Here is a 22,538-nt window from a genome sequence, read left to right as displayed (position 1 = left end):
GGTGGTCGACGGCACTCGACGGGCGCTCGGACGGCCTGTCCGTTAGAGTCGTGTCATCGGCCTTCTCTGGCCAAGCCTCTTTAGTGTTAATCGTAGTAACAGTTACTTCTGGTTACGGTTACTCGGGGTTACACATACTTGGGATCGACGTCATCCTCGCGACCGATACTCGATGCCGTGCTGCCTGCGCACGTGAATCTGTGCGACAGTATTCGCAAACACTTTCGAGAAAGGCCGGTAGTCGATGCCACCCCGTGGGCGCGCCGTGAACGATTCGCTGACTCCCGAGAACCTGACGACGCTGGCAGCAGCGCTCGCCGAGGGGCGTCGCGCCACCGTGTATCTCCGCGAGCCGAATCCGAGCCTCGGCCTGCCCGACGGTACGTCGGCCAAGGTGGTGTCCATCGACGGCAACACCGTCACCATCAGCCCGAAGGGCGTCAACGACGAACTGCCCTACGAGGCCGAGGAACTGCGCATCACCCGCAACCCGGCGACCCCACCCGCGCCTGCCAAGCGCATCCCCGCAAAGAAGACGGCATCGACTGCGCCGGTATCGAAGCCGGTCGCTGCCTCCGAGCTGGTCGCTGTCTCGAAAACGAGCCCTACTTCTACATCGGCCACGGCTTCTACATCGGTCACGGCTTCTACATCGAGCGCTGCTCCGAAGTCGGTACCGGCGACCGACGTGGCCGCCAAGCCCACCGGTGCGGCGTCTGCGTCGACCGGCTCGGCCCCACGTCGTCCGAAGAAGGCGCCGGGCGGAGTGAGCGTGACCATTCATGCCGGTGCCGACAACGATTGGTCGGTCACCGTCACGCAGGGCGCGAAGAGGCCGACCAAGGCGCAGCCGGTGAGTCCGGAAGCGGTCGGTCGGGCCGTTCGTGAACTGGGCGATGTCACTGCACGCGATGCCGTCGAGGCTGTCATCTCCCATGCACGTGAAGAGGCGGCACGCCGCGTGGCCGAACTGAGTCGTCAACTCGACGAAGCTCGGACGACTCTTGCGGCCCTCGAGCAGGACGTATGAGCGACTAGCTCGTGTTACGACACGTTCTGTTGCTAGGGTTCTGCCGACACCGCTGAGAGGGAGTACATGTTCAAGAAATTCATGCTCGTCGTCGTGGGGGCGGCTGCAATCGTAGCCAGCGTCGGCGTGGGGACCGCATCCGCGGCCGCTCCTGCAGCTCTCGGCGGTGGGTCCGGAATCATCGTCGGAGGCCAGGCGGAGTGCACGCTGACGACGATCGGCAACGACCGCAACGGAAATCTCGTGGGCTTCACCGCCGGTCACTGTGGCCAAGCGGGTGCCTCCATCGTCCCGGAGTACGACACCTCCCTCGGTGAGGTGGGCCGCATCGCATTCTCCAACCCGGAGTACGACTACGCCCTCATCGAATTTCAGCGTGACAAGGTTGCCCCGATCAGCCGCGTGGGCAACGTGACCATCTCTCAGGTCGGCCCGCCGACGGCGTTCCCGAACATCGTCTGCAAGGAAGGCCGCACCACCGGCAACACCTGCGGCCTCGCGTACGGAGACGTTCTGCAGTCGCAGGAGACCTGGGCGCAGCTGTGCGTCGTCGAGGGTGACTCGGGTAGCCCGGTCGTCGTCGGCAACACCCTCGTCGGCATGGTGAACGCGTACCTCGGCGTCGCGTGCTTCGGCCCCGAGGTCGGCACCAACTTCGACGCGATCCTTCGCAACGTCGATCAGGGCAACGGACTCGGCGCAGGATTCGTACCCGCTCCCTGACCCGCACTCGTAGACCGATGTCCCGTCGGCGCAATCACATTGCGCAGGCGGGGCATTCGTCGTTTCAGGGGTGGGCTCCGGCTGGCGCGTCCGCGGCACGGACACCGATCACGATGCGTTCGGCTTCGTCCGGTGCGATTCCGAGCAGGACCAGACTCGACGTGGTGGCCGCACCTGTGGGGTCGGTGAGCAGCCCGGCATTGGTGGCCTCGAGGATCGACAGCGCGATGGCTTCGATGTTGAGGATCAGCACCTCGGCCGGCAGATAGGTGGAGAACACACCCTCGCGCTGTCCACGTCGTATGACAGCCGCAGCCGACTCCCGCATCGGTCCCAGTAGGTCGTGAAGACCGTTGTGTCCCAGGTCGGTACGCGCAACCGCAAGTAGGAGCCGGTACTGATCGCCGACGCGTGCCAGTGCCAGCGTCTGTCGCACGAACACGGTGACGGCGGATTCGTCGACGGCCGGATCACGTTCGAGCGCGGCGGAGATGCGTTCTGCGGCTTCGAGTGCGATGCCGTCGATCAGGGCTTCGCGAGAGGCGAAGTGCGAGTAGACCGTTCGTCGGACCACCCCGGCCGCGGACGCGACGTCGTTGATGGTCGCGTCCGGATTGTTCGCCAGTACCCCCTGCGCGACATCGAGAATTCGCGCTCTGTTCGAGCGGGCGTCACTTCGCTGCACGGGCGATCGGTCTGTCCGTGCGCTCGGTCTCGACTCCGTCGTCTTCGGCACACGTCCACTTCTAGCACGATCGCGTCGACGCAGTGTGGTTGCCGCCACAAAAGATTGCCGATCCTAGCGCGAATTTCTTAAGCTGCACAGCACTGTGCAAGGTGTGTCGCACTTTGCCAACGGGGGGAACACATGACACTGCTTGCGATGACACCTGTCCAAGAAATGCACAAACCCTATGCCCGACGATGGTCGGCCTTGGTGGTGTTGTGCCTGAGCCTGCTGATCGTGGTCATGGCGAACACGTCCCTGCTCGTCGCAGCGCCGTCGATGACGATGGATCTGGGCTTGACCAGCAGTGATCTTCAATGGGTGATCGACGGATACACCGTCCCGTACGCGTCGTTGATGCTGTTGTGCGGAGTGATCGGCGACCGGTACAGCCGACGCGGCGCGCTGATCATCGGACTGATCATCTTCGTGGCCGGGTCGGTGGCGGGGGCGCTGACCGATGCCACGCTCGGCGTGATCCTGGCTCGAATCGTCATGGGTGTCGCTGCCGCGATCGTCATGCCTGCGACGTTGTCTCTGCTGGTGGCCACGTTCCCCAAGCGTGAGCGGGCCACAGCCGTCACCGTGTGGGCGGCCACGTCCGGCCTCGCCATCGCCGCCGGGCCGTTGCTGGCCGGATGGCTTCTCGAGAGCTTCACGTGGAGTTCGACATTTCTGATCAACGTACCGATTGCGCTGGCCGCCATAGCCGGAGCCGTCGTACTCGTCCCGCCGTCGCGAGCCGTCGATGCCGGTGCGATCGATTGGATCGGCGGGTTGCTGTCGGTTCTGGCCGTCTCGACCATCGTCTACTCCATCATCGAGGGCATGCACTTCGGCTGGACCGTCGGGCCGCTGTACTTCGGCCTCGTCGGACTGCTGTCGGTGTTGGGTTTCGTGGGCTGGGAACTACGACACCCCAATCCGTTGCTGGACGTGCGGGTGTTCTCCTCGCGTGTTCTCGGTGGTGCCACCCTTGCGGTACTGGTGTTCTTCCTGGTGACGTTCGGGGCGATCTACCTCGTGGCGCAGTACCTGCAGTTCGCTCTCGGGTACGGCCCGGTCTCCACCGGAGTGCATCTGCTGCCGCTGGCCGGCGCAGTGTTCGTCGGGTCCGGAATCACGATGTGGCTGACCCCCAAGATGGGGCCGCGTGTCACCGTCACCGCAGGGATGATCGTGGGCACGCTGTCGGTCGTCTCCCTCGTCGGAATCGATTCGACGGCAACGTATGTCGACTTCCTGCCCGTACTGACGCTGCTCGGACTGGCCATCGGACTGTCCGTCTCGCCCTGCACCGATGCCATCATGGGTGAGTTCCCGGACGACAAGCTCGGTGTCGGCGGCGGACTGAACGACACTGCACTCGAACTGGGTGGGTCTCTCGGCATCGCTGTATTGGGTTCGGTTCTGGCGGCGTCGTATCGACAGGGAATCGAGGGGTTTCTGCAGACCTTCCCCGGTAAGCAACCCAATGGCCAGTACACCGGTCAGGCCGCAGAAGGGCTTGCGGCATCGCAGGATTCGCTGGCCGGTGCGGTGATCGTCTCGGACATCATTCGCGAGCAGAATGCATTTCTGAGCGGCTTCGCAGACAATCTCGAAGCGAATGCCATCTCTGCCTTCGGCAGTGCCGTCGTGCACACCAGTGTCGTTGCGGCCGTGGTGTTCGGCACCGGAACCGTGATCGTGGCGTTCCTCATCCCGGCCAAGAACAAGGCGCTTGCGTCGTCGTCGGACATGATCGCGTTCGAGCCGATCGTGCCCTTCGTTGCGCCGCCGGCCACGAGCGCAGCGGCTGTCCGTGAGGTCGCCGAGCTCGAGCAGCTACTCGAACGCCCGTCGGCAGCCAAGCCCGAGCCGAGTACGCCGCGTGTACCGCGTGTACCGCGAACAGCGAAGCCGCACAACGCTGCCGCGCCGGCACTGGTCGACGCCGAACTCGAACGCCCCAGCATCTATCAATTGGCGCTCGAACTCGGCGAACTGCCCGTCGCACCCACACCGCCGGACGTGGAGCCGACCGAACCGTTGCAGACGTTCTACCAACGAGCCAGCCGACAACACGCGACGTGCACCGAGATGAACGAACGCTCGAGCCCTATCTGGGCCATGCCGTTGTAGACCTCCCGAACGCGTGAATGGACCACTGCACTGCCGCCGGGTTGGGATCAATGCGCCTTTGTTGCAGTCCAACTGACTGAAACCCACATTGATCCCAACCGGGGGGCTAGGGCCGGGGGCTAGGGCTAGGGCTAGGGCTAGGGCGGGTGGCTAGATCAGCACCGCACCGTTCGATGCCGAACCGACCAACTTCGAGTACTTGGCCAGCACTCCGCGGGTGTAGCGCGGAGGAAGCGGTGCCCAACCCTCCTGGCGTGCTTGCATTTCGGCTGCGTCGACGAGAACGTCGAGGGTGCCCTTGCCGACGTCGAGTCGGATCTGGTCGCCGTCGCGGACGAAGGCGATGGGTCCGCCGTCGACTGCCTCGGGTGCCACGTGTCCGACGCAGAGGCCGGTGGTTCCGCCGGAGAATCGGCCGTCGGTGAGCAGCAGGACGTCCTTGCCCAGGCCCGCGCCCTTGATGGCTCCGGTGATCGCGAGCATTTCGCGCATTCCGGGTCCGCCCTTGGGTCCCTCGTAGCGGATGACGACGACGTCGCCTGCCGCGATGGTGCCGTCTTCGAGAGCATCCATGGCCGCGCGTTCACGCTCGAAAACTCGTGCGGTACCGACGAATACGTCGGAATCGAAACCGGCGGACTTGACGACGGCTCCGCCCGGGGCAAGTGATCCTTCGAGAATGGTGATGCCGCCGGTCGGGTGGATCGGCTTGTCCAGTGCGCGCAGCACTTTGCCGTCGGGGTCCGGGGGAGCGATGTGTGCGAGGTTCTCCGCCACGGTCTTTCCGGTGACGGTCATGCAGTCGCCGTGCATGAGGCCGGCGTCGAGCAGAGCCTTCATGACCACGGGGACACCGCCGATGGCGTCGACGTCGGTCATGACGTGCTTGCCGAAGGGCTTGACGTCGGCGAGGTGTGGAACTTTCGCTCCGACGCGGGTGAAGTCGGCGAGGGTCAGTTCGACCTGGGCTTCGTGCGCGATGGCCAGCAGGTGCAGCACGGCGTTGGTGGATCCACCGAAAGCCATGACGACGGCGATCGCGTTCTCGAAGGCTTCCTTGGTGAGGATGTCGCTGGTGCGGATGCCGCGTCGCAGCAATTCGACGACGGCCTCGCCGCTGGCGTGTGCGAAGCCGTCCCGGCGACGGTCCGGTGCCGGCGGAGAAGCGCTGCCGGGCAACGACATTCCCATGGCCTCGGCGGCGCTGGCCATGGTGTTCGCGGTGTACATGCCGCCGCAGGCACCTTCGCCGGGGCAGATGGCGCGTTCGATGGTGTCGACGTCGGCGCGCGACATCAGTCCACGGGAGCAGGCACCGACGGCCTCGAAGGCGTCGATGATCGTCACCTGGTGCTCGCTGCCGTCGGACAGGGTGGCGAATCCGGGCAGCGTGGATCCGGCGTAGAGGAAGACGCTGGCGAGGTCGAGACGCGCGGCAGCCATCAACATTCCGGGCAGCGACTTGTCGCAGCCGGCGAGCAGCACGGAGCCGTCGAGACGTTCGGCGCTGATGACGGTTTCGACGCTGTCGGCGATGACCTCACGCGAGACCAACGAGAAGTGCATGCCCTCGTGGCCCATCGAGATGCCGTCGGACACCGAGATGGTGCCGAATTCCAACGGATACCCGCCGGCCGCGTGGACGCCCTTCTTGACTTCCTTCGCCAGTCGTTCGAGCGAGAGGTTGCAGGGAGTGATCTCGTTCCACGACGACGCGACGCCGATCTGGGACTTGACCCAGTCGTCGTCGCCCATCCCGACGGCGCGGAGCATGCCGCGGGCGGCAGTCTTCTCCAGCCCGTCGGTGACGTCCCGGCTACGTGGCTTGACGTCGACTTCGGGTGGATTGTGCGGGGTCGTCATGACACTCCTGAACGGTCGGCGATGGTGGCTCCTCGGTCGCGTCCTCAGGTTCCGCCCCGAGTCGCATTCACCGTCAACACTAAACCTGTGGCGCTGCGCTCTTTCGGCATGCACCGGAATGCCCTCCATCGAGTGACGAACGGCCCTGTCGAGCAGCGCGACCTCGGGGCGACAGTGGGGACGGATCCACCGCATCGCGGTGGGATGTCGAGGAGAGACGATGAACGATCAGCCGGATACGGCCGTGGTGGAAATGCTGGTGGAGCTCGCGTGCCGCGCGCCGTCGGTGCACAACAGCCAGCCGTGGAGGTGGACCTACTCCGAACACGGACTCGATCTGTACACCGACACCTCCCGCGTGCTGGGGGTGATCGACCCGACCGAACGGCAGATGGTGATGAGCTGCGGGGCTGCGTTGGACCATCTCGAGAAGGCTGCCGCGGCGTTTCGGTGGAAGACCGAGATCGACCTGTTGCCCACCCCGGGCACGCCGGATCATCTTGCGCGTATCCGCCTCGTGCACGACGCGCATCCTCGGTCGCGTGAGTTCGACATGTTGAGTGCGATCAATCGTCGGCACTCGGATCGGCGAGCGTTCGGCCCGGTGCCGACCGATCGTGTTCTGACGCGGTATCTCGGTCGTCAGCACTACGGCACCGAGATGACCGTCTTGTCGGCAGAGTCGAAACAGACGTTGGCGAGGGCCTCGACGCTGAGCGCGGGCATCCGGAAGTTCGACGCGACGTACCAGGCCGAGATCAGATGGTGGGCCGGGCACTCGTTTCGTTCCGGCGGTATTCCGCCCGAGGCGCTGACGAACCGCGCGGATGCGTCGAGGGTCCAGGTGGGACGAGCATTCCCCGAACCGCACCGCGTCGGCACGGTGGTTCCGCGCGAGCCGGTCGAAGACGAGTCCACGGTGGTGCTGCTCGGCACACCGTCGGACGAGCGACTGGATTGGCTGAACTGTGGCCGTGCCATGTCGACGTTTCTGCTGGCAGCGACCGCGGACGGCTTGGCGACGTGCCCGTTGACTCATATGACGGAACAGGCCGGCAGCAGGCGACTCGTCCAGTCGTTGGCACCGCACATCGGCATGGCACAGGTGCTGATTCGAGTCGGTACACCGATGGTCGGCGCCCCGGCGCCTCGAACGCCACGACATGCGGTGGCCTCGGTGCTGTCTGCTCCCGCACGCGCAACGAACAGGAGACGATCGTGATTCTCGCAGCACATCAGAAAATCGTGGTGGGGGTGGATGGTTCGGCCGGCAGTATCGGCGCTGCGCTCTGGGCGGCGGCTCTGGCAGAAAGGGTGGACTCTCCCCTGCTCATCGCCGCTGCAGTACAGCAGCCTGTGATCTACATGGGCGAGCCCGCATATGTTGTGCCGAGGGAAGTGTGAGACGAGCAGCGCCGAGCTTCCGAACACATGGTGACCGACGTCGCTGCCGCAGTGCTGGCCCGTCATCCCGACCTTGCCGTCTCCATCTCGGTGGAGGAGGCGACGGCGTGCACGATGATGGTCGAACTCTCCTCCACCGCGCGGATGCTCGTCGTCGGCAATTCGGGTTCCGGTCCGATCGTGTCCGCATTGTTCGGCAGTACGGCGCAGGAGACCTCGAATGCGGCCCTGTGCCCGGTGATCGTGTGGCGGGAGGGCGACGCCGGCTTCGACGCGCCGGTCCTCGTCGGTATCGACGGCAGTGCAACGAGTGAGGCGGCCGTCGAGCAGGCCTTCGATCTGGCCTCGTTGTTCGGTGTACCGATGATCGCAGCGCTCGCCTGGAACTCGTGGTCTCACGGCGCGGCACTCTCTCCGCCGGGGCCGCATGACAGCATCGAGATCGCGCGTGAGCAGCAGATGCTGCTCTCCGAATGTCTGGCCGGGTGGGCCGAGAAATATCCGGATGTCAGTGTCGAACATGTGGTGCGACAGGGTAACCCGGCGCATCTCCTTGTCGATCTGTCCAAGCGAGCCGGTCTCGTGGTGGTCGGCAGTCACGGGCGAGGAGTGGTTGCCCGAGCACTGTTCGGATCGACCAGTAGCAACCTCACCCGCCACGCCCACTGCCCGGTGATGATCTGCAGAGACCTATGACCAACCGCACCGTACCGAATCGTGTGCGCGGGAGTGAGGATCGACGACGAGTTCTGGACTCCAACAACGCTCATCGGCTTGCGCGACAGGCGACCGTCGCACGGCTGATCGGCCACGACCACTTCGGGCCCACCATCGACCCGGTCTCCATCGTGTGGAGCGGTAGTCGGGTGTATTTCTACGCCGAGGGGCGGTCGCGGTTGGGGTGGAGCGCGCTGGATTCCTCGGTCGTCCTGGAAGTGGACGCCGATGACGACGCTCACCTGACCGTATCGACTGTCGTGATTCACGGAATCGCCCGTGCGGTCGTGGATGCTCGACTCGAAGTCCTCGAACAGCTACTGCCCCGGCCGCATTCGGACGGCCCACCGATGCACCGACTCGTCGAAGTGACCCCGACGTCGGTGTCGGGGGTCGAGCTGATGCGTGGACCGACTGCGGGCGAGACGAATTCACGAGGGTGAAGGCCGGGCCTCATGGCGGCAGGATCGGGACTTTCGACCCTGCCGTCGGCATCGAGAATTCGGCAATGTCGGTTCTACCGATTCGTCGACTTCGAGGAGTTCGAGATGAAGCAGCAAGTACACGACGGACACGACGGGCAGGCCGTGTTGGCCGAGGCCGAAAATGTCCTCGCCGAAGTGCTACTGGTGTGTGCCGTCGCAGCGGTAGGCCTTTTCTTGACGTTGCTCGCGTCCGGTGTGACCGGCTGGGCTGCGGTCTGCGGAGGTGCGGCAGCAGCGATGTTCGTGATGGCCGCAGTGAGCCTTCGTGCAGGGCAGCACGCCGCGCACAGGTCGCATGCGCCTTCGGATTCCGATTCTGTCGCGGGGTCGATGTGACGCCGGATTCCGGCGGACGTGAGCCCGCGAGAACAGGAACGACGAGGATGACCCACAGTGAAAGGCCGCAGGTGTCGGGCTCGATGCGGGTCGATTCCGACTCCGTGGTCGTCGAGATTCCGACGCAGTCGGTACCGATGGTGTTTCCGGTGACCACTGCATCGATCGGCGGTGTCGTCCATTCGGTGGTGATCGCCGAGTACGGGCCGCTCAGCGGGGTCTCGCCCGACGGACACATCCTCAGAACAGCCGTGCTCGAACGGTGGCCGGACGCACGGGTGTTCGAGCGGCGCAGCACGGGTGAGCGCGGTGCGGACCCGCGCGGCTACGAGAGTTTCTACGTCGAATTGGAGCCGAGCGGTTGCCGAACCGACATCGATCTCGACGAGGTGTCCGCGCTCTTCGGCCGCTGACCGGACGCGAGCGCGGACTGCCAATTCGACTGCAACGCAATTCATCATGTCATGGCGACCGTGCCGTGGCCGTCGACATCGAGACAGGAAGATCACATGAGTAATTCCACCGCCCGCACACTTCCCATCGTCGTGGGTATCGACGGATCGGCCGAGGCCGAGGCTGCAGCCCGATGGGCCGGCACCTACGCGGACAAGGTCCACGCGACCGTACGTCTCGTTCATGCAGTCCCCGTGGGGGATTGGTACGGGTCGGCAGCATTCGTCGACGGTGGCGCGCTGGAGAGGGATCTTCGTGCCATGGGCCGCAAACACCTCGTCCGAGCAGAGGGCGAGGTACACGCCGCCGCACCCGGGGTATCCGTGGACACCGTCAGTGTGGACGGCACCATAGCGTCGTACGTGGCCGACGTGGGAGCAGACATGGTGGTGCTGGGATCCAGGAAGTCGAGCGCGATCCGCGACCTCACCCTCGGTAGCAACACGCTGCGCGTCATGACGCACGCGAAGTGTCCGGTGTTGTTGCTCCGCAACGAAAACGACAAGGCCGACGTGGTCCGTCCGATAGTGGTCGGGATCGACGGCAGCGAACAGTCCGATCGAGCGCTGGGTGCCGCGCTCGAGATGGCCGACAACCTGGGCGCACCCGTGATCGCGGTCAACTACTGGGGGTTCGCGGCTCAGGCCGGCATCGGGATGAGCGCCGGCTACATCGACTGGCAGGCGGTGCAGGAAGACGAGAAGCGTTGGCTGGAAACGCATGTGGAGAAGATGCACGAGAAGTATCCGGCTGTGCAGCTTACGACCGTCAGTGCCCAATCGAGCCCGACGCGAGGCTTGCGAGCGCTGTCTGCGTCGGCATCGATGCTCGTGGTCGGGTGCCGAGGTAGAGGTGCCCTCCGCGGTGCGATCCTGGGGTCGGTCAGTCAGAACCTCGTGCACCATGCCGAATGCTCGGTGTTGATCGTGCGGTGAGCAGTCAGTCGACGCTGCGTCTGTCGACCGGCGGGGCACCCAGATCGCAGTGCGGTGGGCAGTCGGAGGGGTTGCCAGTGCTCCTGATCAGCGCAGCCGCGATGACAGCGCCGAGTACCAAGAGCCCGGCGCACATCAGCATTGCCGAGTGGAATCCGGCCGAGAACACCTGTGGCGCGGAGTAATCGGACCCGGCAATGCCTGCCAATGCGGGCAGCGCAGCAACGGCGAGTAGTTGACTGGTTCTGGCGACAGCATTGTTGACGCCCGATGCGATTCCGGCGCGGTCGTCCGGTGCCGCGCTCAGGACGGCTCCGGTCAACGGGGCCACCAGAGTGGACAGGCCGAGGCCGAACACGACGACGGCGGGGAGAACATCGGCGACATAGGTGGATCCGGGCACGATGCGCAGCATCAGCAGCAGCCCCGCCGCCGACAGCAGCGGCCCGACCGTCATCGGGATGCGCGGGCCGATGCGCCCCGCGAGCCGGCCCGCGCGGGCCGACAGTACGAGCATCAGCACGGTGATCGGGATGGTGGCCAATCCGGCTGCGACAGGGGAGAACCCGACCGCGAACTGCAGCTGTAACACCAGGAGGAAGAACACCCCGCCGAGCGCGGCGTACACGGCGAAGGTCACGAGATTGGCTGCCAGGAACACGCGCGAGGCGAACAGTGACGGCGGTACCAGCGGATCGTGGGTGCGGCGCTCGATCACCACGAACATTCCGACCGCGACGATCCCCAACGCGAGCGCAAGAACGTGGGACTCGATCAGACCGTACGTCAGCAGCCCGAGGGCAGCGGCGACCGTCACCGCGCCGGGGACGTCGAGGCGACCGGCAGCGTGCGGATCACGGCTCTCCGGAACATGTTTCATCGCCACCCACACGACCACCACGGCCAGTGGAACATTGATCAGGAACACCGCGCGCCAGCCGACGGCGTCGACGAGCCAGCCGCCGAGCAGTGGACCGATCGCCGATGCCACTCCGCCCAACCCCGACCACAGCCCGATCGCGGCTCCGCGATCGTCGGATCTGATGGACGCCGAGATCAGCGCGAGCGAACCCGGGGTCAGCAATGCCGCGCCGATGCCTTGGAGCAGCCGGGCGGCGATCAACACCTCGATGCTGGGGGCAAGACCGCACAGGACCGAGGCCGCCGTGAACCAGACGGTGCCCCAGACGAACACCCGCCTGCGTCCGAGCCGGTCACCGAGCGAGCCGCCGAGCAGGATCAGCGACGCCAGCGCCAACGTGTAACCGCTGAGCGTCCACTGCAGCCCGGTGACACCCGATCCCAGATCCCGACCGATCGCCGGCAGTGCGATGTTGACCACGGTGGCGTCGAGCATCGCCAGAGAAGACCCGAGCACGGTGGCCGCGACGATCCATCGGCCCCGCGCACTGGACAGAGAAATGGCTACATCGGGCCGCTCTGCAGGCTGCTCGGTCACAACTTCTCGACGCAGACGACGAAGTTGCGGGAGTCCTTCTCGAATCCGTACAGCGCGGGGTCGGGGCAGTCGTCGACCGACGTGGTGCCCTGCAGGATGGTCACGACCCGGCGGGTGTCGGCACCCGGGGTGGCGCAGTCGACGCGTTGCGCGAACTCGCCCACCAGGTCCATGCAGCCGCCGACGATCCAGTCGATGTCGAGGCACAGGGCCCCTTGCTCGATGTCGAAGTACGTCTCGTAATAGTACTGATCGGCGTCGGGCGGGCATTCGGCCGAGGTCGGAGTCTTGGCGAACACGACGTAGTTGGACTGTGGGGATCCGCAGGTCGCATTGGCGACGGTGGCGTTCTCGACCGTCCCACCGAGTTCGACGCACTGGCCGATCTCGACGTCGATGTCGACGCTGCCACCCTCGTCGATGTCGGGCGTCGGGGACCCGGTGGTGGTGCGAGGCGGCGTCGTGGTGGTGGGAATGCTGGCACCGGAGATGGCGACGGCGGTCCCGGATACCTCCGCGGCGCATCCGCTCAGTAGCACCGCCGCGCAGGCGGACAGAGCGACGACGAAAGCGCGGACCGAACGAGTGGGTGACGCCATGGTGAGTCCTGCTCTCGACGAAAGAAGCGTGCTGGGTGCATCGACCGTATGTGTGTAGAAAATATCGGACTCGGTTGTCGGCCGCATGAGGCAGGATGAAGTGCGTGGATCTTCCTCTCGCCGTTCCGGTTGCGCCGATGCTCGCCAAAGCCGCGAAAGTGGTGCCTCCTCAGCCCGAGGACGGGCCGCCGGCGTGGTCGTACGAGCCCAAATGGGACGGGTTTCGCGCCATCGTGTTCCGCGACGGCGACGAGGTGGTGCTGGGATCGCGCGGCGGCAAGGACCTCGCTCGCTACTTTCCCGAGCTCGTCGAGGCCGTCAAGGCCGAACTACCCGAGAAGATCGTCATCGACGGAGAGATCGTGGTGCCGCGCGAGAAGAACGGTTCCACACGCCTGGACTGGGAGTCGTTGTCCGAGCGCATCCATCCCGCGGCGAGCCGAGTGACGATGCTGGCGGAGAAGACACCGGCGCAGTTCATCGGCTTCGATCTGTTGGCCGTCGGCGACGAGGATCTGACGGGTGAGCCGTTCTCGACGCGGCGGGCGCGATTGCTCGACGCGGTGGGCACGGGCGGGCCGAGTTGCTTCGTCACCTCGGCCACCGACGATGCGGCCGTGGCCGAGGACTGGTTCGAGCGGTTCGAGGGAGCAGGCCTCGACGGCGTCGTAGCGAAGAAGCTCGACGGGCCGTACCTGCCCAACAAGCGCGAGATGATCAAGATCAAGCATGCCCGTACCGCCGACTGCGTGTTGATCGGCTATCGAATTCACAAGTCCGGCAATGGCATCGGATCACTGCTGCTCGGCCTGTACGACGGCGAGGATCTGCGCATGATCGGCGGAGCGTCGGCGTTCACCGACAAGCGGCGGCTGGAGTTGCTCGAAGAACTCGAACCGCTCCGGCTCGGTGACGACGTCACCTACGACGGCGAGGCGACGCGTTGGAACTCGTCCAACGATCGCAATTGGATTCCGGTGCGCATCGAGCGAGTCATCGAAGTCGCCTACGACCAGATGGAAGGCGCGCGGCTGCGGCACGTGGCCAGGTTCCTGCGCTGGCGACCGGATCGCGATCCGCGCTCGTGCGCCTACGACCAGCTCGAAGTGCCGGTGCGCTACGACGTCGCCGATGTGATTGCTGGAGGGCGATAGGCATGGCCGCGAAAACACCACCGGCGTTCGTGCAGGCGGGCGAGCGCGAAGTGCGAGTGTCGAGTCCCGACCGCGTGATCTACGAAGCGACCGAACGCACCCCGGAGATCACCAAACTCCAGGTGTGCGAGTACTTCGCCGCGGTGGGCGAACCATTGATGCGGGCCATCGGCGACCGCCCGACCGCGATGGAGCGGTGGCCCGACGGCTACCGCGAGGGCATGCGATTGGCGCTCGGCCCCCAGGACAAGGAGGGCGACGGTTTCTATCAGAAGCGGTTGCCCAAGGGTGCGCCCGAGTGGATCGAGACCGTGAAGATCGCGTTCCCGAGCAAGCGTACTGCCGAGGAACTGTGTCCCTCCGAAACTGCGTCTCTGGTGTGGGCAGCCCAGATGGGCACGCTGACCTTCCATCCGTGGCCGGTACGACGACCGGACGTCGACCATCCCGACGAGCTGCGGCTCGATCTCGATCCGCAGCCCGGGACGACGTTTGCCGACGCCTTGCGGGTCGCCGATGTGACGCGAGAGTTGTTGGAGGAGTTGGGCTTACGCGGCTACCCCAAGACCAGCGGCAATCGGGGCATTCACATCTACGTGCGCATCGAGCCCGAGTACACCTTCGAGCAGGTGCGCCACGCGGCCATCGGCCTGGGCCGAGAACTCGAACGTCGCGACGAGGGGGTGACCACCAACTGGTGGAAAGAAGAACGCGGAGAACGCATCTTCATCGATTACAACCAGAACAACCGTGACCGCACCATAGCCAGCACGTGGAGTCTGCGAGCCCGGCCCGGAGCGACGGTGAGTACGCCGATGACGTGGTCGCAGTTGGCAGACGTCACCGATCCGCGTGACTTCAACCTCGTCACCGTGACGGACCTGGTGCAGGACGGCGACCCGTGGGCCGACATGGACACGAAGGCCTACTCACTGGAACCGCTTCTGCACCTGTGGGAAACACTGCCGGGTGGTGAGCTGAACTTCCCGCCCGACTACCCCAAGATGCCCGGCGAACCACCCCGAGTGCAGCCGTCGAAGAAGGTCGCCGAGCACTGGGATGCGGAAGGAAATCGCACCGACAGCTAGTTCCGCTCGGCCTGGGCAGGGTTGCACACCTCGGCCTGGGCAGGGTTGCACACTACGTAGCGTTGTCGACGGGATCCGGTCGATCGAGCCGTGTTCTGTGCAACCCGGCCCACCCTCACATGGATTCGAGTTCCCGGATCAACGTCGCCGCATCATATGGTCCGACGTGGCGGGTGAGGTTCTTGTCGCCGCGACCCAGGTAGAACGTCGGAGTGCCGCCCACATCGGAGGACGTGGCGTCGAGTTCGTCGTCCTCGACGCGCACCACGTAGTCGCCGGTGCGGATGTCGTCCTCGAATCTGTCCATGTCGAGGCCGAGTTCGCGTGCGTACCCGTCGATGTCGTCGGGTTCGAGGGCGTCGCTGTTGCGGAACAACACGTCGGCCATCTCCCAGAACTTGCCCTGCGCCGCGGCAGCCTCGCTGGCATACGCGGCGTAGCGGGCATGGGGGTGGTAGTCGTCCAGCGGCAGGTGTCGGTAGACGTACCGGAGGTCGTCGCCGAAATGCTTGCGTACCTCGGCGACGCTGCCGGTTGCTTTGCTGCAGAACGGGCATTCGAAATCGGCGTATTCGACGATCGTCAGCGGAGCGTCGACGGGCCCGCGGATGTGATCGCGCTTGGCGCTGACCGGACGCAGAATACGCAGCGACGCTTCGGCTTTCGGCGGGTGGATCCTCGCGTCGATGCGGAACAGAATCCAGCCGAGCAGGGCAGCGATGACCGAGGCCGCCAGCACGCCGACGCGGGCCTCGTCGGCCAGCAGCGGATCGTCGAGCGCGAGATCGATGATGAACAGCGAGATCGTGAATCCGATTCCGGACATCGCCGCACCGCCCGCGATGTGCGACATGGTCAGCCCCGGAGCCAGAGCCGAGGGTCGCAACTTCGCGAAAATGGCCGAGGCCCCGGTGATTCCGATGAGCTTGCCGAGCACCAGGCCGGCGATGATGCCCCAGGTGAGCGTCGACGTGGAGGCAGCCTTCAGGGTGTCCGAGCTGAGCACCACCCCGGCATTGGCGAGCGCGAAGATCGGCACGATGATGAACGCGGTGTACGGCTGATACAGGCGCATCAGTCTCTCGTTGACCGAGACGGCTTGATCCAGGCCGAGTCTCGCGGCGCGGGCGTATTCGGGATTCGGCGATTGACGGAAGGCGCGGGTGAGGTCCGAGGCTCGTTCCACCTCGGAGCGACGCGGCGGGTACACCGGAAGAATCAGTGCGATCATCACGCCGGCGAGCGTGGGGTGAACTCCCGACTCGTACATCGCGACCCACGTGAACAGTGCGACGACGAAGTACCCGACACCGCGCCACACTTCGAGCCGACGCAACAGGAAGATCAGTCCGAGCCCGATGAACGCCAACACCAACGGAACCACGTCGAGATCGTCGGTGTAGAAGAACGCGATGATCGCCAGCGCGCCCACGTCGTCGGCCACGGCCAGCGTCAACAAGAAGATCCGCAGCCGCGCGGCCTTCTTCGGGCCGAGTACCGCAAGGGCACCGAGCAGGAACGCGGTGTCGGTGGAGATGACCACGCCCCAGGCCTGGGCGGCCGGGCCGGAGGGGTTGAAGGCGAGGAACAGCAGCGCGGGTGCGGCCAGACCGGCGAGTGCAGCCACGATGGGAATCGCTGCGCGCGATCTGTCGGTGAGCTCACCCATCGCGAACTCGCGTTTGACCTCGAGGCCGACGACGAAGAAGAACAGCGCCATCAGCCCGTCGTTGACCCAGTGGGCGAGGTCGAGGGAGATGCCGTGCTCACCCACGGTGATCGACAGTTCGGTGTGCCAGAACGACTGATAGGTGTCACCGAGTGGTGAGTTCGCCCAGATCAGGGCGATCAACGTGGCCGCCAGCAGGAAGCCCGCGGCCAAGGTTTCACTGTTCTTCTCGCCGCGAGCCCGCGAGATCCGTTCGACGAATCGTGCCATCGGCCGGTCCGTCGGCGTGATCTGATCTGCCATCTGCAGCCCGGGTCCTTCCTCGGAGGTGTTGTGAAGCAGTCTGTACCAACACGGCGGTCGACGCTTTACTTCCACGCAGGTCAGTACCCTGGATGGTTCTCTTGCCGGGAAGCGTTGTCGAAGAGATGTGCACGACATATTCGGCGAACGGCATTAGTCCGCCGAGAATCGGGAATACGAGCCCGACTCACCCCTGCCACTAAGGAACATCCATGCGTGATTTCATCTGCCGCAAGTGCGGACAGAAGCTGTCGTTCGAGAACTCACTGTGTCTGAGCTGCTCGAGCGCACTCGGCTTCCATCTGCCGAGCAGAGCCCTCCTGGTGCTCCCGGACAAGGAAGACGGCATCTCCGAGGCCGAGGTGGACGGTGCCGTCTGGAAGACGTGCGCCAATCTCAACACCGCACGCTGCAACTGGCTGGTCGACGCATCCGATTCCGACGACCTGTGCCTGTCCTGCCGGCTGACGCGGACTCGCCCGGCCGACGACGACCTGGAGGCCATGGCCGCCTACGCGGATGCGGAGACCAACAAGCGTCGCGTCATCCTCGAGCTCACCGAGCTGGGTCTGCCGATCGTCGGACGGGACGAGGACGCGTCCACGGGTCTGATGTTCGATCTGCTCTCCAGCGCCAACCAGCAGGTGATGACCGGGCACAACAACGGTCTGATCACCCTCGACCTCGCCGAGGGCGACGACGTACACCGCGAGCAGCTCCGCGTGGAGATGTCGGAGCCCTACCGCACGCTGGTCGGGCACTTCCGTCACGAGATCGGCCATTACTACCAGATGGTGCTGGTCGGAGACGGTGAACACCGCGCGGCGTTCGAGGAACTGTTCGGCGATCCGGATTCGAGCTACCAGGATGCGCTCGATCGCCACTACAGCGAAGGTGCACCGGAGGGCTGGGAGGACACCTACGTCTCGTCCTACGCCACCATGCACCCCGCCGAGGACTGGGCCGAGACCTTCGCCCACTACCTGCACATCCGCGACACCCTCGACACGGCCGCGGCCTTCGGGATGGCACCGGCCGGATCCACCCTCGAAAGCCCGCTGCCCGGCGAGGTCGGCTTCGATCAGATCATCGACTGGTGGCTGCCGTTGTCGTGGGCACTCAACCAGATCAACCGATCGATGGGTCACCAGGACCTGTACCCGTTCGTGCTGCCGGCGACCGTCGTGAAGAAGATCGGCTTCGTGCACTCTCTGGTGGCACCCAGCGCTCTGTGAGCCTCGCTCACGGTCGTTGAGCTCAGCGCCCAGGGGCGTATCCTGTGTTGTCGGCATCCGCCGATACCGGGTACGCCCCCTGCGCATTAGTGGGCAGAGTGCAGTCGCGGGCAGAGTGCAGCAGTAGGACGAGGTGACCACCATCAGCGAGCAGACACTGAACGCGTCGGGTGCCATCCCGCGGGTTACCGACTTCCAGCTGAGTCGCCGGCTGGCCGAGGTGGCCGAGAAGCTGCGGCGTCAGCATTCCGATCCCGATCGCGTCCTGGCCATGATCACCGAGGCCGCGGTCGCTCAGGTCCCCAATGCCGAGTACGCATCCATCACGACGGTCATGCAGGGCAAGTTCGTGCACAGCGCAGCCCTTTCAGGAGAAGTTGCCGGGCACTGCGACAAGATTCAGGAGCAGCTGGGCGAGGGGCCCTGCCTCGAGTCGGCGATCGAACAGACGACCATCCGTATCGACGACATGGACAGCGAGACCCGCTGGCCACAGTTCACCGATGCAGCGTCTGCGCTCGGGGTCAAGAGCATGATCTGCTTTCAGCTCTACGTCGAAGGGTTCAACTTCGGCGCACTCAACCTGCATTCGACGCGAACCGGCGCGTTCTCGGCCGAGGCCGAATCCATCGGTTCGTTGTTCGCTGCGCACGCGGCCATCGCGTTCTCCAGCGCCCGGGAAGAACAGCAGATCAGGGCCGCGCTGACCAGCCGGGATCTGATCGGGCAGGCCAAGGGCATGCTGATGGAACGCTACAATCTCAATTCGCAGGCGGCATTCGCGTTGCTGGCCAAGCTCTCTCAGGACACCAACGTCAAGCTGGCCGATCTCGCCGTGCAGTTGGTCGACGACGCGGCGAAGTCCACCCAATAGCGACCGGGGCCTCGGGCCTCATCGCACGTCGAGTCCGTCGGTGCTGGCGACCGATACGGCGGGAACATCGGTGGCGATGAACACCTCGATCCGCACGTCCTCGTCCAGATAGCGGCTCAGTGCGGCCAGTCCGGTTGTGGCAGCGATGATCTCGTGAACCCGGTCGCCCGAGATGGGATAGTCGTCCACGTCGTGACGCCAATGCGCGGCCACCAGTGTGCCTCCGGCCTCCAGCCGCCCGACGATGCGGCTCATGGCGGCCGCCAGGTCGTCGTCGTCGAGGTAATAGCCCACCTCGCTGACGACGATCAGATCGAACTTCTCGTGGGGATTCGGCAACGCAGATACGTCGTCGGAGAGGGACCACAGTGCGAAATCGACTGCAGCACTCTCGCCTACGCGCGCGCGAGCCGTATCGAGTGCGCTCTGCACCACGTCTGTCGACACCAGATGCTCGCAGCGGGCAGCGAGCTGTTCGGTGAGCACACCGATGGAGCAACCGGGTTCGAGGCCGCGTCGATAGTGCGGCTTGGGCAGCGATGCGAGGGTGAGGGCATACTTGCGACGCTCGTACCACTTGCTGTCGAGCATGAACGGATCCTCGTGCGCGGCATACACATCGCGGAAGTATTCCGGACTCAAGCTCATGCGGACAGCCTACTCATGCGAAGACGACTTCGAACGGACGTCGGAACCGCGTCAGGATGTGCGGTGGCAACACTGCGCGATCTGCCGGGTGATCGGACAGCGGTCGAATCTGAGATTCGAAACGCTCGATCGACGCCCGTTTCGCCTCGACGGCGTGCGCGGGCAGGTCGATGCGGCGACTGCGTGACCACGGCACCGCCCGGTGTTCGGGAGTTGCCCAGTGCCACATCCAGATCGGATATTCCACCACCGGTATCCCCACGACGGCGGCTGCGGTGAGGCAGGCACGCGCCGTGGCTTCGTGATCGGGGTGGCCGTCCCCGCGCCACGGCGTCAGGCACCAGGTACCCGGAGTGGCGTCGAGCAGCGGTACCAGCGCGCGGGCCAGAGCGTCCTCGTGCCGCTCGACCTCGCCGTCGGTGAACTGCAGCCGCGTCGGCGGCTGAACGATGCCCAGTTCGGCGAGGGCACGCTCGGACTCGACGGGCCGCAGGGCGCGCAGGTCCTCGGCCGACACCGTCGGAGATCCCGGATGCGAACCGTCGCCGTCGGTGACCGCGACGACCCGTACGTCGACACCTGCGGCTGCGGCCATCGACAGCAACCCACCGACGCCCAGTACTTCGTCGTCGGGATGGGGTGCCACGACGACCATGGTGACGACATCGCTCCAGTGCAGACCGGGAATCGACCAATCTGCGGACAGCCAGTCCGATTCGGCGGTACCGAGGTCGACGTCGGCGTCGAATGCGTTCTCTACCAAGGGTTGTCTTCCTGTGCGATGTCGTGTCCGAGGGCTTCGAGGTCGCGTTCGGCGTGGCTCTGTCGCAGATAGACGGTGAGGTCGGCGACGCGTCGAGCATGCTCTGCGTCTGCGCACAGCGGGCCGGCACCGAGCGCTCGCCCGACGCGGTCGATGCACTGCGTGGCGGCATCCTCGACGACGGCGCGCACGATGCGAGCACGGATCCGAGCGCGGCCGGAGCGGTCGAACGGATCTGCATCGACCTCGGCTGCCGCGGTGGTCAGGGCACTCGACGCGGCTCCGAGAGCCGATGCGATGGCACCGAGGTGAGCGGCGCGATGTGGGTCGGGACGCGAGCGCACGGTCGAATGAAGGGTGTCGGCCACCGCGCAGGCGCTACCGAACCAGACGGCCGACACTCCGATCGCCCCATGCCAGAAGCCCGGCCGGGTCAGGTAGTCCGTCGGTCCACCGACCACGACAGCGGGGACACGATCGAATGCCACCGAGCCCGAGTCGCTCTCGCGCATTCCGACGGCATGCCACGTGTTCGGCACCGGGGCAGCACCCGGATGAGTCAGGTCCACTGCGAACAATCGCGGCTCGCCGTCGACGCGAGCGGTCACGAGTGCGTGGGTGCAGACGGACGCCCCCGAACACCACGGCTTGGTCCCGGACAGGAGCCACCCCGAATCGCCGCGTACCGCTTCCAGAATCGGAGCCGGGGGTTCCGCAGCCCACACGCCCCAGATCTGGCCACGCTCGGGCGTCGGGCCGTCGAGCTCGTGCAGAATCGCGATCGCATCGGTGTGTGCCTCGGCCCAGCGGCCCAGGACGGTGTCGTGCCGACCCAGCGCAGCCAGCGACTGCCACCGGTGGTCTGTGTTTCCCGAGCCGGGGAGAGCCAGATCCAACCGCCCGTCCGCCTCGAACGCGAGAAACTGCGCGCGTAACGCCGACTCGAGATCGGTGGTGCGATCGGGGGTGTCGACGAATCCGGTGTCGGTCATGCAGAAGGCTCCAGAGAACGAAGGAAGCCGGCCATACCGTCGGGTGCTCTGCCGCGCAGGCGGCCCGAAGTATCGACCGGAATGTCACACACCCTGCGGCACACGGTGCCGCCGAGCTCCAGACGACGGACCAGGTCGTGATCCTCGCCGGTGGCGAGCGGCGCGAACCCGCCGACCGCCCAGTAGTCCGTCGCCCGAACACCCAGATTGGCACCGTGCACGTGGGGATGGCCCGCCTCGTTCACGTACTGAGCGTCGTAGGAGGAGCGCAGTGCTTCGTCGTCGACGATGCGGTCCTCGAACCGCACCGACACCGTCCCGACGACAGCCCTGGCACCCTCGGCGGCGTGCCGCAGATGCCCCACCAGCCACTGCTCGCCCACCGTCGAGTCGGCGTCGGTGGTGGCGTACCACGTGTCGGCGCGGCCCAGACCGCCGTTCAGGTCCGCTGCGAATCCGGCCGCCCGCGCGGCTCCCACGTTGCGATGGGCCACCGTCACGACCGAGACGGACGGGTGACGCGCCGCGACACGCGCCGAACCGTCGGTGCACGCGTCGAGAACGACCGTCGTGGATACCGTCACCGGGGCGACGTCGGCGACGCGACGTGCGGCGTTCGTCAGAGCATCCAAGCAGGCGTCGAGCAGATCCTGTTCGTCGTGTGCGGGCACGACGACGACGATGCGACGGACTGGAGTGCTGGTATCGACAGTCACGAGCCACCCTTTCGGACACCGGACCTCGAGCCCGTTGCGGAACCGCCGGTGGCTGGACGGAGTACGTTGCATGCGACATACCCGTTCGCAGACGATCGACACCTACGGCTCGAAGAAGGGGCTCGGGTGGCGGGAAGCTACTCGTCGTCGTGGATTCCGTCGTCGTTTTCGGCAATATCCGATTAGCAAAAGTCCGGGTGGTATGTGTTAATGGGCGTTGCCCCGCGGCAGCACTGCTACT

The 22,538-nt window shown here is 65.5% G+C and carries 23 protein-coding genes; 14 read left to right on the top strand and 9 right to left on the bottom strand.

Annotated features, from left to right (window positions below; genetic code table 11):
- Positions 1-244 precede the first annotated feature (244 nt).
- Together ASH04_RS21275 and ASH04_RS21270 are read left to right on the top strand one after the other, a co-directional pair.
- The gene (locus tag ASH04_RS21275; RefSeq protein ID WP_057474467.1) at positions 245-1,030 is read left to right on the top strand and encodes a DUF6319 family protein; all 786 of its coding nucleotides are present in this window, start codon (positions 245-247) and stop codon (positions 1,028-1,030) included.
- Positions 1,031-1,096: 66 nt separating this feature from the next.
- A complete protein-coding gene (locus tag ASH04_RS21270; protein ID WP_027495249.1) occupies positions 1,097-1,753 on the top strand; it encodes a hypothetical protein in 657 nt (218 codons plus the stop codon).
- Positions 1,754-1,817: 64 nt separating this feature from the next.
- Here the strand turns inward: ASH04_RS21270 and ASH04_RS21265 are convergent, their stop codons facing one another.
- Positions 1,818-2,438: a TetR/AcrR family transcriptional regulator gene (locus ASH04_RS21265; RefSeq protein WP_032401057.1), complete on the bottom strand. Its 621-nt coding sequence runs from the start codon at positions 2,436-2,438 to the stop codon at positions 1,818-1,820.
- 183 nt (positions 2,439-2,621) lie between these two features.
- Here ASH04_RS21265 and ASH04_RS21260 point away from each other — a divergent pair, with 183 nt between their 5' ends.
- A complete protein-coding gene (locus tag ASH04_RS21260; RefSeq protein ID WP_057474466.1) occupies positions 2,622-4,604 on the top strand; it encodes an MFS transporter in 1,983 nt (660 codons plus the stop codon).
- Between the two features lie 150 nt (positions 4,605-4,754).
- Here ASH04_RS21260 and ilvD read toward each other — a convergent pair whose 3' ends face one another.
- A complete protein-coding gene (gene ilvD / locus ASH04_RS21255; RefSeq protein ID WP_027495252.1) occupies positions 4,755-6,467 on the bottom strand; it encodes a dihydroxy-acid dehydratase in 1,713 nt (570 codons plus the stop codon).
- Positions 6,468-6,687: 220 nt separating this feature from the next.
- Between ilvD and ASH04_RS21250 the strand changes: the two genes are divergently transcribed.
- From ASH04_RS21250 to ASH04_RS21220, 7 genes are all read left to right on the top strand, one after another.
- Entirely contained in the window at positions 6,688-7,689 is a 1,002-nt protein-coding gene (locus ASH04_RS21250) for an Acg family FMN-binding oxidoreductase (RefSeq protein ID WP_057474465.1), read from the top strand.
- A complete protein-coding gene (locus tag ASH04_RS26815; RefSeq protein WP_057474464.1) occupies positions 7,686-7,871 on the top strand; it encodes a universal stress protein in 186 nt (61 codons plus the stop codon). The genes ASH04_RS21250 and ASH04_RS26815 overlap by 4 nt, the downstream gene beginning before the upstream one ends.
- 27 nt (positions 7,872-7,898) lie before the next feature.
- Positions 7,899-8,567, top strand: coding sequence for a universal stress protein (locus ASH04_RS21240; protein ID WP_057474463.1), 669 nt, complete (start codon positions 7,899-7,901; stop codon positions 8,565-8,567).
- Positions 8,564-9,031: a pyridoxamine 5'-phosphate oxidase family protein gene (locus ASH04_RS21235; protein WP_057474462.1), complete on the top strand. Its 468-nt coding sequence runs from the start codon at positions 8,564-8,566 to the stop codon at positions 9,029-9,031. Before ASH04_RS21240 ends, ASH04_RS21235 begins: the two co-directional genes overlap by 4 nt.
- 105 nt (positions 9,032-9,136) lie before the next feature.
- On the top strand, positions 9,137-9,409 hold the full coding sequence (locus ASH04_RS21230; protein ID WP_156394623.1) for a hypothetical protein: 273 nt from the start codon (positions 9,137-9,139) through the stop codon (positions 9,407-9,409).
- Between the two features lie 47 nt (positions 9,410-9,456).
- Positions 9,457-9,822: a hypothetical protein gene (locus ASH04_RS21225; protein ID WP_156394622.1), complete on the top strand. Its 366-nt coding sequence runs from the start codon at positions 9,457-9,459 to the stop codon at positions 9,820-9,822.
- Between the two features lie 96 nt (positions 9,823-9,918).
- Positions 9,919-10,797 (top strand): universal stress protein, encoded by an 879-nt coding sequence (locus tag ASH04_RS21220; protein WP_032406372.1) that lies wholly within the window; start codon positions 9,919-9,921, stop codon positions 10,795-10,797.
- Between the two features lie 4 nt (positions 10,798-10,801).
- Here the strand turns inward: ASH04_RS21220 and ASH04_RS21215 are convergent, their stop codons facing one another.
- Both ASH04_RS21215 and lppU read right to left on the bottom strand, forming a co-directional pair.
- On the bottom strand, positions 10,802-12,256 hold the full coding sequence (locus ASH04_RS21215; RefSeq protein WP_057474458.1) for an MFS transporter: 1,455 nt from the start codon (positions 12,254-12,256) through the stop codon (positions 10,802-10,804).
- Positions 12,253-12,855 (bottom strand): LppU family putative lipoprotein, encoded by a 603-nt coding sequence (gene lppU / locus ASH04_RS21210; RefSeq protein ID WP_057474457.1) that lies wholly within the window; start codon positions 12,853-12,855, stop codon positions 12,253-12,255. Before lppU ends, ASH04_RS21215 begins: the two co-directional genes overlap by 4 nt.
- A 104-nt stretch (positions 12,856-12,959) precedes the next feature.
- Here lppU and ASH04_RS21205 point away from each other — a divergent pair, with 104 nt between their 5' ends.
- Both ASH04_RS21205 and ASH04_RS21200 read left to right on the top strand, forming a co-directional pair.
- A complete protein-coding gene (locus ASH04_RS21205; protein ID WP_032382378.1) occupies positions 12,960-14,009 on the top strand; it encodes an ATP-dependent DNA ligase in 1,050 nt (349 codons plus the stop codon).
- Between the two features lie 2 nt (positions 14,010-14,011).
- The gene (locus ASH04_RS21200; protein WP_057474456.1) at positions 14,012-15,097 is read left to right on the top strand and encodes a DNA polymerase domain-containing protein; all 1,086 of its coding nucleotides are present in this window, start codon (positions 14,012-14,014) and stop codon (positions 15,095-15,097) included.
- 115 nt (positions 15,098-15,212) lie between these two features.
- Here ASH04_RS21200 and nhaA read toward each other — a convergent pair whose 3' ends face one another.
- Entirely contained in the window at positions 15,213-17,069 is a 1,857-nt protein-coding gene (gene nhaA, locus ASH04_RS21195; protein WP_032367158.1) for a Na+/H+ antiporter NhaA, read from the bottom strand.
- Between the two features lie 212 nt (positions 17,070-17,281).
- Here nhaA and ASH04_RS21190 point away from each other — a divergent pair, with 212 nt between their 5' ends.
- Complete coding sequence (locus ASH04_RS21190) at positions 17,282-18,304, top strand: zinc-binding metallopeptidase family protein (RefSeq protein ID WP_057474455.1); 1,023 nt, start codon at positions 17,282-17,284, stop codon at positions 18,302-18,304.
- 133 nt (positions 18,305-18,437) lie between these two features.
- Entirely contained in the window at positions 18,438-19,178 is a 741-nt protein-coding gene (locus ASH04_RS21185; RefSeq protein ID WP_082519366.1) for a GAF and ANTAR domain-containing protein, read from the top strand.
- A gap of 18 nt (positions 19,179-19,196) precedes the next feature.
- Here the strand turns inward: ASH04_RS21185 and ASH04_RS21180 are convergent, their stop codons facing one another.
- The 4 genes from ASH04_RS21180 to ASH04_RS21165 are packed head-to-tail and all read right to left on the bottom strand — an operon-like array spanning position 19,197 to position 22,297.
- Positions 19,197-19,826 (bottom strand): class I SAM-dependent DNA methyltransferase, encoded by a 630-nt coding sequence (locus ASH04_RS21180; protein ID WP_032367156.1) that lies wholly within the window; start codon positions 19,824-19,826, stop codon positions 19,197-19,199.
- Positions 19,827-19,839: 13 nt separating this feature from the next.
- A complete protein-coding gene (locus tag ASH04_RS21175; RefSeq protein WP_057474454.1) occupies positions 19,840-20,589 on the bottom strand; it encodes a PIG-L deacetylase family protein in 750 nt (249 codons plus the stop codon).
- Positions 20,583-21,581: an acyl-CoA dehydrogenase family protein gene (locus tag ASH04_RS21170; RefSeq protein ID WP_057474453.1), complete on the bottom strand. Its 999-nt coding sequence runs from the start codon at positions 21,579-21,581 to the stop codon at positions 20,583-20,585. The genes ASH04_RS21175 and ASH04_RS21170 overlap by 7 nt, the downstream gene beginning before the upstream one ends.
- Positions 21,578-22,297, bottom strand: coding sequence for a glycosyltransferase (locus ASH04_RS21165; protein WP_057474632.1), 720 nt, complete (start codon positions 22,295-22,297; stop codon positions 21,578-21,580). The genes ASH04_RS21170 and ASH04_RS21165 overlap by 4 nt, the downstream gene beginning before the upstream one ends.
- Positions 22,298-22,538: the final 241 nt, after the last annotated feature.

The sequence above is a fragment of the Rhodococcus sp. Leaf233 genome (assembly GCF_001426165.1).
Classification (GTDB): Bacteria; Actinomycetota; Actinomycetes; order Mycobacteriales; family Mycobacteriaceae; genus Rhodococcoides; species Rhodococcoides fascians.
Note: the sequence above shows the minus strand (reverse complement) of the source record. Positions and strands in the feature narration are given on the sequence as shown.

Excerpts from the sequence above, each read along its gene's own strand:
- ASH04_RS21275 (WP_057474467.1), top strand. The coding sequence starts at position 245 with ATGCCACCCCGTGGGCGCGCCGTGAACGATTCGCTGACTCCCGAGAAC.
- ASH04_RS21270 (WP_027495249.1), top strand. The coding sequence starts at position 1,097 with ATGTTCAAGAAATTCATGCTCGTCGTCGTGGGGGCGGCTGCAATCGTA.
- ASH04_RS21260 (WP_057474466.1), top strand. The coding sequence starts at position 2,622 with ATGACACTGCTTGCGATGACACCTGTCCAAGAAATGCACAAACCCTAT.
- ilvD (WP_027495252.1), bottom strand. The coding sequence starts at position 6,467 with ATGACGACCCCGCACAATCCACCCGAAGTCGACGTCAAGCCACGTAGC.
- ASH04_RS21250 (WP_057474465.1), top strand. The coding sequence starts at position 6,688 with ATGAACGATCAGCCGGATACGGCCGTGGTGGAAATGCTGGTGGAGCTC.
- ASH04_RS21240 (WP_057474463.1), top strand. The coding sequence starts at position 7,899 with ATGGTGACCGACGTCGCTGCCGCAGTGCTGGCCCGTCATCCCGACCTT.
- ASH04_RS21235 (WP_057474462.1), top strand. The coding sequence starts at position 8,564 with ATGACCAACCGCACCGTACCGAATCGTGTGCGCGGGAGTGAGGATCGA.
- ASH04_RS21230 (WP_156394623.1), top strand. The coding sequence starts at position 9,137 with ATGAAGCAGCAAGTACACGACGGACACGACGGGCAGGCCGTGTTGGCC.
- ASH04_RS21225 (WP_156394622.1), top strand. The coding sequence starts at position 9,457 with ATGACCCACAGTGAAAGGCCGCAGGTGTCGGGCTCGATGCGGGTCGAT.
- ASH04_RS21220 (WP_032406372.1), top strand. The coding sequence starts at position 9,919 with ATGAGTAATTCCACCGCCCGCACACTTCCCATCGTCGTGGGTATCGAC.
- lppU (WP_057474457.1), bottom strand. The coding sequence starts at position 12,855 with ATGGCGTCACCCACTCGTTCGGTCCGCGCTTTCGTCGTCGCTCTGTCC.
- ASH04_RS21200 (WP_057474456.1), top strand. The coding sequence starts at position 14,012 with ATGGCCGCGAAAACACCACCGGCGTTCGTGCAGGCGGGCGAGCGCGAA.
- nhaA (WP_032367158.1), bottom strand. The coding sequence starts at position 17,069 with ATGGCAGATCAGATCACGCCGACGGACCGGCCGATGGCACGATTCGTC.
- ASH04_RS21190 (WP_057474455.1), top strand. The coding sequence starts at position 17,282 with ATGCGTGATTTCATCTGCCGCAAGTGCGGACAGAAGCTGTCGTTCGAG.
- ASH04_RS21180 (WP_032367156.1), bottom strand. The coding sequence starts at position 19,826 with ATGAGCTTGAGTCCGGAATACTTCCGCGATGTGTATGCCGCGCACGAG.
- ASH04_RS21170 (WP_057474453.1), bottom strand. The coding sequence starts at position 21,581 with ATGACCGACACCGGATTCGTCGACACCCCCGATCGCACCACCGATCTC.